The 16,238-nt window shown below is 35.3% G+C and carries 9 protein-coding genes; 2 read left to right on the top strand and 7 right to left on the bottom strand.

Annotation, left to right across the window (positions count from 1 at the left end):
* Positions 1 to 233: 233 nt before the first annotated feature.
* From E0F89_RS04015 to E0F89_RS04000, 4 genes are all read right to left on the bottom strand, one after another.
* The gene (locus E0F89_RS04015) at positions 234 to 1,778 is read right to left on the bottom strand and encodes a RagB/SusD family nutrient uptake outer membrane protein (RefSeq protein ID WP_131908552.1); all 1,545 of its coding nucleotides are present in this window, start codon (positions 1,776 to 1,778) and stop codon (positions 234 to 236) included.
* A 12-nt stretch (positions 1,779 to 1,790) separates the two neighbouring features.
* Positions 1,791 to 4,838 (bottom strand): SusC/RagA family TonB-linked outer membrane protein, encoded by a 3,048-nt coding sequence (locus E0F89_RS04010; protein ID WP_131908551.1) that lies wholly within the window; start codon positions 4,836 to 4,838, stop codon positions 1,791 to 1,793.
* Positions 4,839 to 5,300: 462 nt separating this feature from the next.
* Positions 5,301 to 6,854 (bottom strand): RagB/SusD family nutrient uptake outer membrane protein, encoded by a 1,554-nt coding sequence (locus E0F89_RS04005; protein ID WP_131908550.1) that lies wholly within the window; start codon positions 6,852 to 6,854, stop codon positions 5,301 to 5,303.
* A 12-nt stretch (positions 6,855 to 6,866) separates the two neighbouring features.
* Complete coding sequence (locus E0F89_RS04000) at positions 6,867 to 9,938, bottom strand: SusC/RagA family TonB-linked outer membrane protein (protein WP_131908549.1); 3,072 nt, start codon at positions 9,936 to 9,938, stop codon at positions 6,867 to 6,869.
* 198 nt (positions 9,939 to 10,136) lie between these two features.
* On the opposite strand from E0F89_RS04000, the gene E0F89_RS03995 reads away from it, so the two are divergent.
* Positions 10,137 to 10,796, top strand: coding sequence for a ribonuclease HII (locus tag E0F89_RS03995; RefSeq protein ID WP_131908548.1), 660 nt, complete (start codon positions 10,137 to 10,139; stop codon positions 10,794 to 10,796).
* A 57-nt stretch (positions 10,797 to 10,853) separates the two neighbouring features.
* On the opposite strand, the gene lipB is transcribed toward E0F89_RS03995, so the two are convergent.
* The 3 genes from lipB to E0F89_RS03980 form a co-directional block, all read right to left on the bottom strand.
* Positions 10,854 to 11,558, bottom strand: coding sequence for a lipoyl(octanoyl) transferase LipB (lipB, locus tag E0F89_RS03990; protein ID WP_131908547.1), 705 nt, complete (start codon positions 11,556 to 11,558; stop codon positions 10,854 to 10,856).
* Between the two features lie 275 nt (positions 11,559 to 11,833).
* Positions 11,834 to 12,988, bottom strand: coding sequence for a glutathione-independent formaldehyde dehydrogenase (locus E0F89_RS03985; protein WP_131908546.1), 1,155 nt, complete (start codon positions 12,986 to 12,988; stop codon positions 11,834 to 11,836).
* A 517-nt stretch (positions 12,989 to 13,505) separates the two neighbouring features.
* The gene (locus tag E0F89_RS03980; RefSeq protein WP_243699466.1) at positions 13,506 to 14,288 is read right to left on the bottom strand and encodes a hypothetical protein; all 783 of its coding nucleotides are present in this window, start codon (positions 14,286 to 14,288) and stop codon (positions 13,506 to 13,508) included.
* Between the two features lie 192 nt (positions 14,289 to 14,480).
* On the opposite strand from E0F89_RS03980, the gene lysS reads away from it, so the two are divergent.
* Positions 14,481 to 16,190, top strand: a complete 1,710-nt coding sequence (gene lysS / locus E0F89_RS03975) for a lysine--tRNA ligase (RefSeq protein ID WP_131908544.1) — start codon at positions 14,481 to 14,483, stop codon at positions 16,188 to 16,190.
* The last annotated feature ends 48 nt before the right edge of the window (positions 16,191 to 16,238 follow it).

The following is a 16,238-nucleotide window of genomic DNA, read 5'->3' as shown; positions in this document are numbered from 1 at the left end:
TAAAAAACCGAAACAAAGGTAGTTAATTAAATAAAAAAACCGAGCGTAACGTAAGTCAAACTCGGTTTTTAGCATTGTAAATAAATGTTAATAAAAATTAGCACTTTGAGACCAGATAAACGAACATCGAAATATTAAATCAAAAAAAAACAGTTACAAGAAATACATCTTGTAACTGTTTATAATATTGTTTATTAATTAGTACTGTCTGTTTAGGACATTACTTTTTGTTATTAATAACCAGGATTTTGTTGAATACCAGAGTTAGCATTTAGCTCACTTTGCGGAATTGGCAAAGCAAATTTAAAGCTGTTCATCGGTAAATTAGCAGGGTTTCCAGCTGGGAAATTCCAAGCGCTTGACGCGTATTCAGAAGGATCTCTTTCTAAACTAGCACCAGCTAAAGTACCAAGACGTTTTAAATCGATAAATCTGAAACCTTCAAAAGATAATTCTTTTCTTCTTTCATCTAAGATTCCTTTCCAAGCTGCTTGAGCACTAGCAAAAACAGGCGCCGCTTGTGCAGTTGGGAAACGAGCGTCTAATACAGATTTTAATGCAAGACCAGCACCAACTAAGTCAGCTGCTTGAACTCTTGCCTCTGCTTTAATGAAATACATTTCAGAAAGTCTTGAAACCATAAAGTCTGGATTGAAACCATTTGTTGCAGTAGCTGCAGATTGACCTCCATGTTTGTGCAATACAATAATGTCTGAATTTCTAACATCATTTGAAGTAGCATAATCAGGATCAATTAAAGATGGACTTGTACCGGTTAAATGAACCGTTGTACTAAGTCTGTAATCTTCAGGTGTTGCAGCAAGTTTGTTGTACAAAGATCTGCTAACTTCATAGAAAGGAGAACCATTTCTTCTGTTTGCAACAGAAGCCCAACCATTGTGCAAGTTTGTCGCTTGAGCGTTTTGTTGTACAGTTCTTCTTAATCTAAAGATAACCTCAGTATTAGCAGGCTCATTGTGCGTATGAAAAACAGCATTATAAGTTGCTTGAGTATTTGCCAAAGTAATTCCTGAAGTAGTAATTACTAAATCAGCAGCAGCTTCAGCTTTTACATAATCTCCTTTAAGTGCATAAGCACGAGCTTTAAGCGCTTGAGCTAAAACTTTAGAAGGATAGTATGTTTTGTTAGCATAAGCAGGTGCAGTATTTGCATTAAAAATAGCAATTGCCGCATCTAAATCACTGTGAATCAATGTGTAAAATTCAGCGTTAGTCACTCTTTGAGGAGTTTCAGTTGCCAAAATAACTCTATCTGCTAAAACACCGGCCAAAGCAGCATCATCTTTAGGATTTGTACTAAAATAAGACAAGACCTTCATGTGAGCAAGAGCTCTCAAAACTAGCGCTTCCGCTTTTGATCTCTCAATTAACTGTGTATCTGCAGGAGATACAGGAACGATTCCATCAGCAAAACCAATAACACGGTTTATCCTTGCAAGACCAAAATATTGCGTGTTCCAAATTGCTTCAGCAGATGCATTTGATACATTCATCAAAAAGACATAGTCTCCATTGATTCCCTGACCACCATTATTAAATCCAGGAGCAGCCTCATCTGTAAAAATTGAACTAAATGCATACTCAGTTCTATTAGTCAAAATGTTCATAGACGAATTTACCAAACGGGATAAATCAGTACTATTTTGTATAGCTACGTCCTCAGTAAGAGAACCAGGAGTAAAAGGTTCCAATACCTCATCATCACACGAAACAAAAAGTGTTAATGATACCAGCAAAATTCCAAATATTTTCTTCATAATTTTTTTTAATTAAAATTTAACGTCTAAACCAAAAGTGAATAACCTTGGCGTTGGGTATTGATATACATCTGCAGTTCTGCTACTTTCAGGGTCAAAACCTTGCCATTTAGTTATATTAAATAAATTCTCTCCTTGAAGTGAAAGAGAAACTCCAGTCATGAACGTTTTTTGTAAAAACTTTTGTGGTACATTATAACCTACTTGTACGTTTCTCAAACGGATATAAGAAGCATCTTTAAGGAAACGGTCTGATTCATCAGATAATCCTAAGTTACCAGCAGTTAATGCAGGTACATTAGTATTAGTGTTAGTAGAAGTCCATGCGTTTAACATCTCATCCGACACAGTAAATTGACCAATGTTTCCTACAGCGTATAAGTTATCTAAATCATAATCAAATCTAGCAACATCAAACGCATAAGTAAATAAAGAAGATATAAAGAACCCTTTGTAATCAAAATCTAGACCAAAACCACCTTGATATACCGGTAGGTTATTGATTCCTGCTCTTCTTTTATCTGCTTGCACAGGGTTTTCCGTTGGATTACCACTAGCATCTTGAAATAATAGGTTACCATTTACAGGATTAACTCCTAAATATTTATATACAAAAGGCTCGTTGATAGATGCGCCATTCTCAGAAACATACAAACCACCACCAGCAAAAATTTGCCCGTTGTTAGCTTCGATTCCGCTTACTTTGTTGTCATTGTAAGAACCATTCGCTCTCACTGTTAAAGTAATCCCTTTTTCTTGGTTTTTGATTAAATCATAACCAAGATTCAATTCCACACCTTTATTAGTAACAACAACATCAGTATTTTGAGTTAAACCTGATGCTCCTGCTGTAGGAGTAATTGGTTTGAATAAAAACAAATCTGTCGTTTGTCTGTTGTAATAATCAAAAGCTCCTCTAAGTCTTCCTGTAAACATTTCGAAGTCTAAACCAGCATTCCATTGTGTTGTAGTTTCCCATTGTAAAGGTGGGTAACCAAGTGAAATTGCGTAACCAGTTCCTCCATTGTAAGTATTGTTCGCAACACTATAAATATCAGCAAAAGCCGGAGGTTGAATACCTGCAAAAACAGTTCCACCAATAATTCTTTGGTTACCTACTGTACCGTAAGAACCTCTTAATTTCAATACATTGATAAAAGATACATCATCCATAAATGCTTCTTCATCAATATTCCATCTACCACCTACAGACCAGAAATTACCCCACTGTAGATCTCCGATAAATCTTGAAGAACCGTCTCTTCTAAAAGAAGCTACTACACCGTATTTTTTCTGGAAATCGTAATCGAAAGATCCAAAATAAGAAACTAAGTCATTTCTAATATGACCTGCTGAAATTTGAGGAACATAGAAATCATTTGTACCAGTGTCCGCAGCATAACCAGCTCCAGTGTTAGGAACAAAAATTCCAGGAATCAAACCTCTTTGTCTAAAATTATTTGAATTTACACGAGAGTGATTGTACTCCATGTTAGCATTTAAATTGAAAGTATGATCTCCAATTTCTTTACCGTAATTCAACTGAAATAAATTATTGTAAAAGAATTCTCTTCTTTGGTTCACGTCTTCAAAACCTGTGAACGCTTGCCCAGCAGCTTGAAACAACAATGCGTTGAATGAACCCGGGAATTCAGCTTGGAAAAATCTATTTTCTAATACTTGACCATTAAGTCTCACACGAGCTACTAAATCTTTAGTGATGTCATAAGAGAAATCTGTAGCTACATCAACACGAATTTCTTCAGTTTGATTTTTGTAAGTTTGCAATTTATCAATCAACATAATAGGAGTAGCCAATAAACCTGGAGTATTATTGTAATAATCCAAAGCAGATTGAGATCCTTGATATACATCAGGTGATACGTAAGGAGCTCCAATAAAAGCACCTAAAACAAAGTTTCTGTTAATAGCACCTTCACCTAAGTTAGTTGCTTCTCTGTTTTTACTAAATCCAACCGCTGTATTCACTTGATATTTAAATCTGTCATTAGCTGATTTACCATTGATGTTGTTTCTTACAGTAAATCTTTGTAAACCTGTACTTTGAAGAATACCGTCTTGCTCAAAATATCCTAACGAGGTAAACGAAGTAATGTTTTTGTTGCTATTCTCAACACTAATGTTATGAGAAGTTGACGTTGATTGGTCAAAGAAATAATCAACCCAATCCGTATTGATATTGTATGCTGCAATTTCAGCATCACTCAATGTTGCACCTAAACCAGCTCCAAAATTTTGCTCAATTTTTAATAATTGTTTTGCATTCGCATAGCTGTATTTTGGTTTTTGTAGTTCACCAACACCATATTGAGTGCTGTATCTAAAAGTAGTTTTTGGATCACCAAATTTTCCTTTTTTAGTGTTAACAACAATTACACCATTTGAACCTCTATTACCGTATTCTGAAATTGCCGCAGCATCTTTCAAAACAGCCATAGTCTCAATGTCATTTGGATTTATTGAACGAAAGTTATCACTGTTTGAAGGGAAACCATCAATCACATATAAAGGATCAGAGTTACCAGTAATGGTACCTACACCTCTAATAACTACAGAAGATTTAGCGCCCGGCTGACCAGTGCTAGCTGTAATGTTAACCCCTGCTAACTGACCTTGAATTGTATTCACCGCATTTGCATTTGGTCTGTTTTCAATAGTCTTGCTCGAAACCTGAGCATCTGCGGTAACTGCAGCTTTTTTAGTTACTGTTCTATATCCCTGAACAACAACTTCTGCTAGTGCTCTAGCACCATCTTGCATCACTACGTTAATAGTATTAGATGCGCCTACTGTTCTTGTTGATTCTGACATACCAACAAAAGAGTAAATTAAAACATCTCCTGCTTTTGCTCTGATAGAATATTTTCCATCAAAGTCTGTTTGCGTACCTGCTTTAGAACCTTTGATAATTACATTTACACCAGGAACCGGTCCGGATGCATCTGAAACAACACCAGTAACAGTTTTCTCTTGTGCAAACACAAATTGCATTGACAAAGCCAATAGCAATGAAAAAATCCACTTAAATTTTGATCTCATATTATAATAGTTTGAATTAGTTATTTGACAAAAATCATAATAATTTCTTAAAGAAACAAGCTTTTTAAAACTTTAACACATTTTATTTTAACGTACTTTTTCCCAAATTAAGTAGCTATTACTTAAACAACTTCATCTAATCGTGAAATTATACCTTAACAATTAGCTCAAAAATTCTTTTTTTGCCAAAATTAAATTAATGTTAAGTTGCTACAATTTAACATCTTATTTAGGAACTCAAATTACAAATCAAATCAGCTTGATTTTAAAATTCCTACTACCCTTAACCACTTAATTTCTTGGTGCGTTACATATTAACTATTTTACTGTTTTACTATTTTAGGCTTTATCTTTTTTTATTTACAATCCCTTTATGCTTACAATCAAGTAAATAACAAAAAAAATAGCTGCAAGATAAATTTCTTGCAGCTATTAAAAAAAAAATGGTTTGGAATATTAAATTTACCAGCCCGGATTTTGTTGCGCTTTCAATGTTGGATTATTATTAGTCTCCTGAAGCGGTATAGGCCACAAAAATCTTCTGTCAGTTGACGGAATCGCTGCCGTTAAAGTTCCTGTAAACGGCGTACCTAAAGTATAAGAACCTACAGGAGGAAATCCATTTCTGAATTTACTAGGAATTCCGCTAGTAGGTGCAATATCATCATTTAATAACCTATGAATATCACCCCATCTTTTACCTTCACAAATAAATTCTATTCTTCTTTCTTTAAGAATACCACGAACTAAATCAGCTGGCGTACCAAATGTGGCGCTAGTGTAAGCTTGTGTAAGCGGAGCGGCTAAAGCACGATTACGAACACTGTTTAACAAAGTCAAAGCAACATCAGTGTTACTTAATCTCGCGTTTGCTTCAGCGGCGGCTAAAACCATTTCAGAATATCTAATTAATGGTGAACCATCTGAATAATTAGTAGCGTCTTTATATTTTCTAGTAAATACAGCATTATCAACTACAGCAGTTTCTTCTCTTCTTTTATCATCTACTAACCATGCTGCATCTCTCCAAATAATTGGCGAAATAGCTATTAAGTTACGTCTGTTGAACTGCGAAGCTAAAGCACCATTAACACCTGGATTGGTGTTGGCCGTATTGTAGATTGATAAAACAGATTCATTGTTACCATAGTTATTAGCAAAAACCGCCATTGGATTAGCCTCTAAAATATATTGAGATGGTAATTTTGCAAACTCTGTTAAGACAGAAGGCCACATTTTCATGTTTTGAAAAGCTATGATCTTAAGTGAAATAGCAGCTCCTTTAGTTACTTTAACAATTTTATCAATACCGGCTCTCTGAGCTTTTGTAGGCGCATTTTGCTCAGCAAAATCTAAATCTGCTAAAGCCAGAGTATAACATTCTGCAACAGTATTACGTCCTTTTGTCAAATTAGCATCAACATCTTGAGGCGTAATTATTGCTTCTGTTCTATATGGAATACCAGGGTGAGAGGCATTTGGCGTATGAAAGTAAGGCATTGAAAAATGCTTTAACAACTCTAAATGAGCATATGCTCGCCAAAATCTAATTTCAGCTCTATAGCCATTTGCAACTGCTTCTGTAATTGTCCCTTTTTCAACAGCTCCATCTAAACCTTTCAAAACAACATTTGCTTTGTTGATCAATTGATAGCCATCTGACCAATAGAAAACATTATTAGCTGTAGTGGCATCGTAGTTTGCTTCGTAAGTAATTTGGTAAAAGGCTTGCGTATTAACAACATCTTCACCTCTTGCCTCATTTTGCTGAAAATATGCGGCACCAAAAACATATCCTCTAGGAGCAGGACCTGCTTCAGTTCCGTTAAAAACCCCCATTTGCGCTGCGTTGTACACACCGTTGACAGCAGCAAGAACGAGCGTTGGGCTTGAAAATGCTGTTTCAGATTTAACGGTACCAAACGGTTCTAAATCCACAATTTCTTCTGAACAAGAATTCAAGAAAAATCCTGAAAAAATTGCTAAGGTTACTAAAAATTTATTTTTATTTTTCATATTATAATTTAATTATAGTCCAACATTTAATCCAACTGAAAACACTCGTGAACGAGGAACCACATTGTAATCAACTCCGCCGATTTCCATTTCTGGATCTTGACCTGAATATTTAGTGATAATGATAGCATTTTGCGCTAAAACATAAAGTCTAAAAGATTTAATATTTAACCTATCAGTCAAACTTGAAGGAAAACTGTATCCAACTGAAATATTATCAAACTTAATAAAATCACCATTTTCAATAAATCTTGAGTTAGCAACTGTAGGTCCATTCACTATAGGATCTGAACTTGAACGTAATCGCGGTGTCCAACCGTCTCCAGGATTATCAACACTTTGCCATCTACCTAAGATCTCAGTCGAATTGTTATTAAAGTTTTGACTAAGCATCTCTAATCTAGTCACGTTCATAATCTTGTTTCCACCACTGAAACGAACTAAAGTTCCAAAATCGAAGTTATGAAATTTCAACTTAAAATCAAAAGCACCAAAATAGGTAGGCAATGTATTACCCAACTCCATTAAATTTGGAGTTCCAGCAACTGTAGCGATATCAGCTGGGTTTTCTGGATTAAAAACACGATAGTTATTTGTAGCTAGATTTCCTTGAACCAAAGACCCATCGTTTTGTACGTAAACTGGATTACCATTAGCCGGGTTAACACCCCAATATTTAACTCCATACAATGAATTCAATGGACTCCCTTCTCTAATAATATTATATGTTGAAATCTGGTCAATCCCTTTTGACAATGAAATTACTTCATTCTTATTAAAAGATAAATTAGCATTAATATCAAAAGTAAGATTTTCTTTATTTATTACGTTATAATCAACACCAAATTCCCATCCAGAGTTTCTAATATTTCCAACATTTGCAGTATATTGATTATTTGGAACTCCTAATGACATAGGTGTTTGAAATCTTTCAACAAGCTTGTCAGCATCATTCACATAATAATCAACAATAAATTTAACTTTATTTCCCAATATTCCAAAGTCAACACCAATATTACGTTTTTCAATAACCTCCCATGTTAAATTAAGATTTTCCATGTTTGTAAAGGCAATACCGTTGTAATCTCCGTATTTTCTTGGTCTATAAGTACCTAAATATGGGAAATCACCACCTAACACGCTGAAGTTACCTGTTTTACCCCAAGAAGCTCTAACTTTAAAGTCATTAACATAAGAATTAATATTTTCAAAAAATTGCTCATTAGAAGCTGTCCATCCTAAAGAAACTCCAGGAAACACCTCAGATCTTAACTCAGGAGCAAATTTTGACATAATATCTTTACGTAAAGATGCTTGTATGTAATATCTTTTATCAAAGTTATAGCTTGCTTTACCCAAGTAAGATACAATAGCATTTGCTGATTTATAACCGCTTGAAAGTGGAGTACCATATGAACCCGTAATTACGTTACTTGAGAAAAATGCGTCAGCTAGGTCAGTACCACCAGCGATGTACCCATTCACTTCAGTTTTTTGGTATTCATTTACTGCTGATAAACCTAAACTGTGCTTGTCAAAGTCTTTATTGAATGACAAAATATTTTGCCAGTTGTATGACTGAGAAATATCAGTACTGTTTTCAATTCTACCTCTTGTACTCACACCATCACCATGAAATGGATCCCAGTAACGTAAACCATTAGCATTTGACTGATCAAAACTAGCTTGTGTTCTAAAGTTCAACCATGGTTTTATAGCGATTTCACCAAAAACACTAGCCAAAATTCTATTATTGGTTGTATTCTGAATATTTTTATCTAAAACATATCTAATGTTAGGCAGATTGTTTGCGATAAACTCAGTATTCTCACCACGACCAACGATTGTATTGGCGCCAGAAATAGCGATGTTATATCCTTGTGGACCGTTTGGATCAAAAACTGTAGTATTAGGTAATTGACGAATTACGTTAAACATTGCTCCTGAAAGTGAATTTGTCCCGGTATTCAATCCATTAGTCAACGTTCTAGATAATGCAATATTAGAACCTATTTTAACATTGTTTGCAATCTTTTGATCTACGTTAAATTTTACTGTAAAACGTTCAAGGTCATTAGCTCTAATAATACCATTTTGTTTTGCATAACCAACAGAAGCATAGTACGAACCTTTCCCAAAACCTCCTGACATATTAAAGTTATGTTCCAGCTGCAAAGCATTTCTTAACACTGCTTTCTGCCAGTCAGTATCAACAGTGTTTCCAACTGCCCAAACACCTAAATTTCTATTTGCTCTCTTTTCATTTGAAATAGTAATAAAATCATCCGTCTTAAGTAAATCTAAATATTTAGCAACTTGAGATATCCCCGTGTAAGTGCTATAACTAAAACTTGTTTTTCCTTCCTTACCTCTTTTTGTAGTAATTAATATTACCCCATTGGAAGCTCTTGAACCATATACAGCTGATGCTGCTCCGTCTTTCAAAATTTCAAAAGATTCAATATCATTTGGATTGATATCTGCTAAAGCATTGTTTGCCGCAAACCCTCCTACATCTCCAGTTGAAATAGGCAGACCGTCAACAACAATTAAAGGATAAGTACTAGAATTGATCGAATTCACACCTCTAATTCTTATTCTTGGCGCAGCTCCTAAAACACCAGAGTTTTGAGTAATTTGAACTCCTGAAGCTCTACCTGCTAATTGCTGATCAAAACTTTGCGTTACCAAACCTTTGATTGACTCTCCTTTGATTTGCGAGATCGAACCTGTTATCTCGCTCTTTTTCTGAGTTCCATAACCTACAACAACAACTTCTTCTAAAGTATTATCTGTTTGCTCCATCTTCACGTTAACAGTTGAAGATACTCCAACATTGGCTGTCATTTCTTTCATCCCCACAAAAGAGAACACTAAAACTTCACCTGCACTTGCTTTAATGGAATATTTACCATCAAAATCTGTTTGCGCACTTCTATTTGTTCCTTTAACAACAACATTTGCTCCGGGAATAGGTCCGGTGGCGTCTGAAACTGTACCTGTAACCGTTTTCTCTTGTGCAAACGCAAATTGCATTGACAACGCCAACAGCAACGAAAAAATCCATTTGAATTTTGATCTCATATTAATTTGTTTTGAATTAGTTATTCAGCAAAAATCATAATAATTTCTTAAAGAACCAATTATTTACAAGAATTAACGCATTTTATTTTTGTCACTATTCTTTACCAAAAAAAACATTAACCATCAAATTTTAATTTATATCATCAATTATAGCTAGTGAATTAGATATTTTACTATATTTTTGCCAAAATTAATTTAATGTTAAGTCCTTTCTTTTTAACACCAAATTTAGAATCGGGAACGGATGAAGCTGGCCGTGGTTGTCTGGCCGGACCTGTAACTGCTGCCGCGGTAATATTACCTTCTGATTTTCAAAATGAGTTATTAAATGACAGTAAGCAGTTATCTGAGAAAGCTAGGGAAAATTTAAGACCTATTATAGAACAAGAATGTATTGCTTTTGCAGTAACACATTTAGAGCCTTTAATTATTGATGAAATTAATATATTAAACGCCTCTATAAAAGCAATGCAGGAAAGTATTCTGAAACTTCATCCCAGACCGGAATATATTATCCTTGATGGAAATGCACCACTGATTCACAAAAAAGGAATAAAAAACCGTGGAGGGAAAATTTTTACCGATGCGGAAATTGAAATCCTAAATTCAATTCCGAATACCAGTATTGTAAAAGGAGATTCAAAATTCATGAGTATTGCCGCTGCTTCCGTGTTAGCAAAAACATATCGGGATGAATATATGAATACTATTCATGAGGAATTCCCAATGTACAATTGGAAACAAAATAAAGGCTATCCCACCAAAGAACACCGGGAAGCAATCCGGATCTACGGCGTTACAAAATACCACCGAATGACTTTTCGTTTATTGCCGGAACAATTAAAGTTGGAAATTTAGATTTTTAGACTTCTTAGATTTTTAGATTACACGAAGAATTTAAGAAAACTGACATTATCATTGTATAATAATCGAACATTCGAATAAATGGGAAAAATGTTTCAGTATTTTTTCTTTGACTTCTTCTTCATTAACTTTTTCTACGCCAAGTTCAACGTTTAAAGAGGTCACCGCTTTCCCGCGAATCCCACACGGAATAATATTGTCAAAATAACCCAAATCAGCATTTACGTTTAAAGCAAATCCGTGCATGGTTACCCAACGGGAAGCGCGAACGCCCATTGCACAAATTTTTCTGGCAAAGGGAGTCCCTGCACCCAACCAAACTCCGGTTTCACCTTCGCTTCTTCCGCAAACGATTCCATATTCCTGAAGGGTAAGAATTATAGCTTCTTCCAGAAAACGCAAATACTTATGAATGTCGGTGAAAAAATTTTCCAAATCAATAATTGGATAGCCCACAATTTGTCCTGGTCCGTGATACGTAATATCGCCGCCGCGATTGATTTTATAGAAAGTCGCTCCTTTGGCCGCTAATTGTTTTTCAGACAACAGTAAATTACTCAAATCACCACTTTTTCCTAAAGTATAAACGTGTGGATGCTCTACAAAAAGAAAATAATTTGGAGTGAGGAGTTCAAGTTCTTCTCTGCGATTTCGAATTTTCAAATCGACGATTCCTTTGAACAATTCTTCTTGGTATTCCCAAGTTTCCTTGTAATCTTTAATTCCTAAATCTTGAAGTTGGATGGTTTTATTCATGTGTCATTGAGAGGAACGAAGCAATCGTATTTCATTCCCTTATTTTTGAATGGCAAAGGTACAAAGGTTTGAAATATGAATGTTGAATAATGAATTTGGAATTTTGAAATAAATAAAATTAAACCAATAATCATATCTGGCGAGAATAAAAAATGGATAATAATAATCTACCCATATAGAATTATTATTATCCATTTAATTGTTGACCAACAGTGCACAAAATAACCACTTCAACCGACAGTTACGATGTGAAAAATCCTCAACTCATTTAAAGTTTATTTTTTAGCTGTAATCATCTCTGGTTTCAGTAGCACTTTCGTCCATCCTTTATCGCGGGCATCAAAATGCTTGTAGGCATTTGGAGCCTCGTCTAATGAAAGTTCATGCGAGACAATTAATGATGGTCTTGCTTTACCAGTAGAAATCAAGGTAGAAAGCTGACGGTTATAGGATTTTATATTTGCCTGTCCCGTTGCTATTCGCTGTCCTTTCATCCAGAATTGTCCAAAATCAAAATCCATGTGGCCTTCTTTTTGCAATTCCTCTTTTGATTTAGGATCTTTAGGAACAAAAACCCCTACAACCCCTATAGAACCCGTTGCTTTTACGGCCTGTACGAGTTCGTTCATTGTTATATTAGAATGTTCCTTACCATGTTTATCGCAACACTGGTACCCTACACATTCGCAACCTTTATCGGCACCCTTGCCGTTGGTGAGTTCCAATATTTGCTCTACAGCAGAACCTTTTGAAAAATCAATTGGAATAGCACCGAATTCTTCAGCAAGCTTCAATCGGTCTGGATGATTATCAACAACCATAATCTTACTGGCGCCTTTGATACTTGCCGAATGTGCTGCCATAAGCCCAACGGGACCTGCGCCATAAATCACCACGGAGTCACCAGGTTTTACATCAGCCAATTCCGTTGCATGATATCCTGTGGGGAAAACATCCGATAACATTACATAATCATTTTCCTTCTCTATCGCATCTTCAGGTAATTTTAGGCAGTTAAAATCACCATGAGGAACGCGCAAATATTCGGCCTGCCCGCCACTAAAAGGACCCATTCCGGCAAAACCATAGGCAGCACCTGCAAATCCAGGATTCAGTGTAAGACAAAAACCCGTTAAGCCGCTTTCACAATTTTGACAGTGGCCACAACCAATGTTAAAGGGAAGACAAACCATATCTCCCACTTTGATTTGTGTTACAGCTTTGCCCACTTCAACTACCCTACCCATATTTTCATGGCCTAAAATCTTTCCCGCTTCCATATCTGTTCTTCCTTCATACATGTGAAGGTCGGATCCGCAAATATTAGTTGTGGTTATTTTAACCAATACATCTGTCGACTGCTCAATTTTGGCATCCGGCATTTCTACGACCCTCACATCTCGGGGACCGAAATAAACAAGTGCTTTCATACTATCATTATTTAAATTAATATCTATTAATCAGATTTAAAGAATTACGATTTGTAAATTTCCTCTTAATCAAATGTAGATTATTTATTCGCCATCTTTTTTACAGAATTATTGATGATTTTTACATAATTATCACCAATACAATTAACTATGTCTTCAAACTCCATGGCGACTGGATGCAATGGCGATAGATTTCCTGTAGTTATGTACTATAGTTTTAGTTGGTCTAAATGTTTTTCACTCGTATGAGATCCAGATTCGTGCTGTCAGGATTCACCAAATAATTTGTTGCCAGAAATTGTAACTGCATTAATTTTGGTCTTCGCTAATTTTTGCCTTTGGATTTGAAACAGATTTTATTAGTTTGAATCTGAGATACTTCTTTGTAACTGAAAATAAATTTTAAAAACTTAAAACTATCATTATTTTTCAAATATTTTATTTTCAGATGTTTAAAAATAATTTGTGCTTTTTGATCTCTATAATCATATTAAAAAACAGAGAGGAACTTATGTAATTATTCTAAAATTACTTCCAGATTCGTACTCTCAGGATTTATCAAACAATCTGTTATCAGAAATTGTAACTGCATTGATTTTCGGTCTTCGCTAATTACTGCATTTGGATTTGAAACTGATTTTATTTTTCGGGAAAATTGATATTTTAACACAAAATCCTGAGTAACTTTAAATTTCGAGAAACGTGTTTTCAACTTTTCAATTTCCTCTTGTTGCTTTTTAAATTGAGCAGTATCAGTAATTCTTACTGTTCTTTTGAAAACACTTCCGTCAAAAGTAAAGTTGACACTGTAATAATGCTCTTCGGCAACCAAAGCATAATTATTTACAATATCATCCGCGTATTCTTCGGTTTTATACAAATCAGCAACCTGCTCAATTTTAGTAAAATTTTGAGTGATCGTTGTGTGGAATTCTTTCTCGATAGAACTTTTCTTGACATGAACTTGTACCGTATTGAATTTTTCGAAAATGGCTTTTTCAAATGCCGGCAATCTGGAAAATGTTTCGGAATGTTTTGTTATCAAATCTTTAAAAACATAAGTTGTATCCTTAAAAACATCTTCTTTGGAATATTCTTCCCCCATCAATTGCATGTAACTGTGCTCCTCACGAAGTTTACTGATTTCTATTTTTCCGGTTCCGTCTTGATTTAAATGAATGGTTTCTGTGACTTGGCAACTGGTTAAGAATAGTACTAGAAATAATGCAATATATTTTTTCATTGAGATATTTGCGAAATGAATTGATTTCAAATATACATTTTTTGTACTATTTTTCATGTTTTTATTAGGAATATAAGTAGTGAAATAGCCCCGATAGCAGCGGCATCCCGCGCTTTTGGGCGTGGATACAGCGAATAGCGGGACAAATCGTCTTGAAAAAACGAAATATTGTGCTTCAAAAAACGGTACATTTTAAACTTTAAATTTTAAAACTTATATAGTATATTTGCGCTCTTAAAACAGCTTACAATGGCATTATCCGAACAAGAAATATTACGCAGAGAAGCACTTACCGAATTACGCAATTTAGGCATTGAGCCTTATCCGGCAGCCGAGTTTATTACAACCGCATATTCCAGCGAAATCCTAGCCGATTTCGACAAGTACGAAGGAAAGGAAGTTGTTTTAGCAGGCCGATTGATGGGTAAACGTATTATGGGAAAGGCATCATTTGCAGAATTGAAAGATGCTGAAGGGCGTATTCAAATTTATGTTTCCAGGGATGATATTTCGACTGATGAGGAGAAAACAATGTACAACGTGGTTTTCAAAAAACTATTGGACATTGGCGATTTTATTGGTATTCGCGGAACGGTTTTCAAAACGCAAGTCGGTGAAATCTCAGTTCATGTTTATGGTTTGACGGTTTTGGCCAAAGCTTTGAAACCACTTCCTGTAGTAAAAACGGATGCTGACGGAAAAACGCACGATGCGTTTGCTGATCCGGAACAAAGATACCGTCGCCGTTACGTGGATTTGACCGTAAACGATCACGTGAAAGAAACGTTTATCAAAAGAACAAAATTGTTCAATGCGATGCGTTCTTTCTTTAATGACAAAGGGTATCTTGAAGTAGAAACGCCAGTTTTACAACCGATTCCCGGTGGTGCTGCAGCAAGACCTTTTATCACGCACCACAACTCGCTAGATATGCCGTTATACATGCGTATTGCGAATGAGTTGTACTTAAAAAGATTAATTGTTGGTGGTTTTGATGGTGTTTATGAGTTTTCGAAAAACTTTCGTAACGAAGGAATGGACCGAACGCACAACCCCGAATTTACCGCCATGGAAATATATGTAGCCTATAAAGACTACAACTGGATGATGAAATTCACCGAAAACTTATTGGAACATTGCGCTGTCAGCGTAAACGGGACTAGCGAAGCAACTTTTGGAGAACACACCGTGAACTTCAAAGCGCCTTACGCTCGCGTTACAATGACAGACTCTATTAAACAATTTACCGGTTTTGATATTTCAGGTAAAAATGAAGTGGAATTATTCGATGCAGCAACAGGAATGGGTATTATTGTGGATAAAACTATGGGTAAAGGAAAATTGATTGATGAAATTTTCGGCGCTAAATGCGAAGGGAATTATATTCAGCCAACATTTATCACGGATTATCCAAAAGAAATGTCTCCGTTATGTAAACAACACAGAGACAATCCTGAATTGACGGAGCGTTTTGAGTTAATGGTTTGTGGTAAAGAAGTGGCGAATGCATATTCTGAATTGAATGACCCAATTGACCAAAGAGAGCGTTTTGAAGAGCAAATGCGCTTGGCTGAAAAAGGTGATGATGAAGCTACCGGAATTATCGATGAAGATTTCCTTAGAGCGCTGGAATACGGAATGCCTCCAACTTCTGGATTAGGTATTGGAATGGACCGTTTGATGATGTTCCTGACCAATAATGCTTCGATACAAGAAGTATTGTTGTTTCCACAAATGAGACCAGAGAAAAAGCAAGTTCAAATTGAACTAGAAGACGATGAGAAACTGATTGTTGCAATCTTGAAAACGAATGACAACAAAATGGATTTTGGATTATTAAAGATCAAATCAGAATTGAGTGGTAAGAAATGGGATAAAGCCATGAAAAATTTATCTTCGCTAGGAATGACTGAAGTGGTTGTTGAAGGAGAAAGTAAAGCGTGTAGATTGAAAGAATAATTTTTTATTCAATTTATTTTAAATATAAAATCTGCTCTAAAGAGCAGA

The organism is Flavobacterium caseinilyticum, from assembly GCF_004349085.1.
GTDB lineage: Bacteria > Bacteroidota > Bacteroidia > Flavobacteriales > Flavobacteriaceae > Flavobacterium > Flavobacterium caseinilyticum.
This window is presented reverse-complemented; position numbering and strand designations above follow the sequence as displayed.

Excerpts from the sequence above, each read along its gene's own strand:
- E0F89_RS04015 (WP_131908552.1), bottom strand. The coding sequence starts at position 1,778 with ATGAAGAAAATATTTGGAATTTTGCTGGTATCATTAACACTTTTTGTT.
- E0F89_RS04010 (WP_131908551.1), bottom strand. The coding sequence starts at position 4,838 with ATGAGATCAAAATTTAAGTGGATTTTTTCATTGCTATTGGCTTTGTCA.
- E0F89_RS04005 (WP_131908550.1), bottom strand. The coding sequence starts at position 6,854 with ATGAAAAATAAAAATAAATTTTTAGTAACCTTAGCAATTTTTTCAGGA.
- E0F89_RS04000 (WP_131908549.1), bottom strand. The coding sequence starts at position 9,938 with ATGAGATCAAAATTCAAATGGATTTTTTCGTTGCTGTTGGCGTTGTCA.
- E0F89_RS03995 (WP_131908548.1), top strand. The coding sequence starts at position 10,137 with ATGTTAAGTCCTTTCTTTTTAACACCAAATTTAGAATCGGGAACGGAT.
- lipB (WP_131908547.1), bottom strand. The coding sequence starts at position 11,558 with ATGAATAAAACCATCCAACTTCAAGATTTAGGAATTAAAGATTACAAG.
- E0F89_RS03985 (WP_131908546.1), bottom strand. The coding sequence starts at position 12,988 with ATGAAAGCACTTGTTTATTTCGGTCCCCGAGATGTGAGGGTCGTAGAA.
- E0F89_RS03980 (WP_243699466.1), bottom strand. The coding sequence starts at position 14,288 with ATGAAAAATAGTACAAAAAATGTATATTTGAAATCAATTCATTTCGCA.
- lysS (WP_131908544.1), top strand. The coding sequence starts at position 14,481 with ATGGCATTATCCGAACAAGAAATATTACGCAGAGAAGCACTTACCGAA.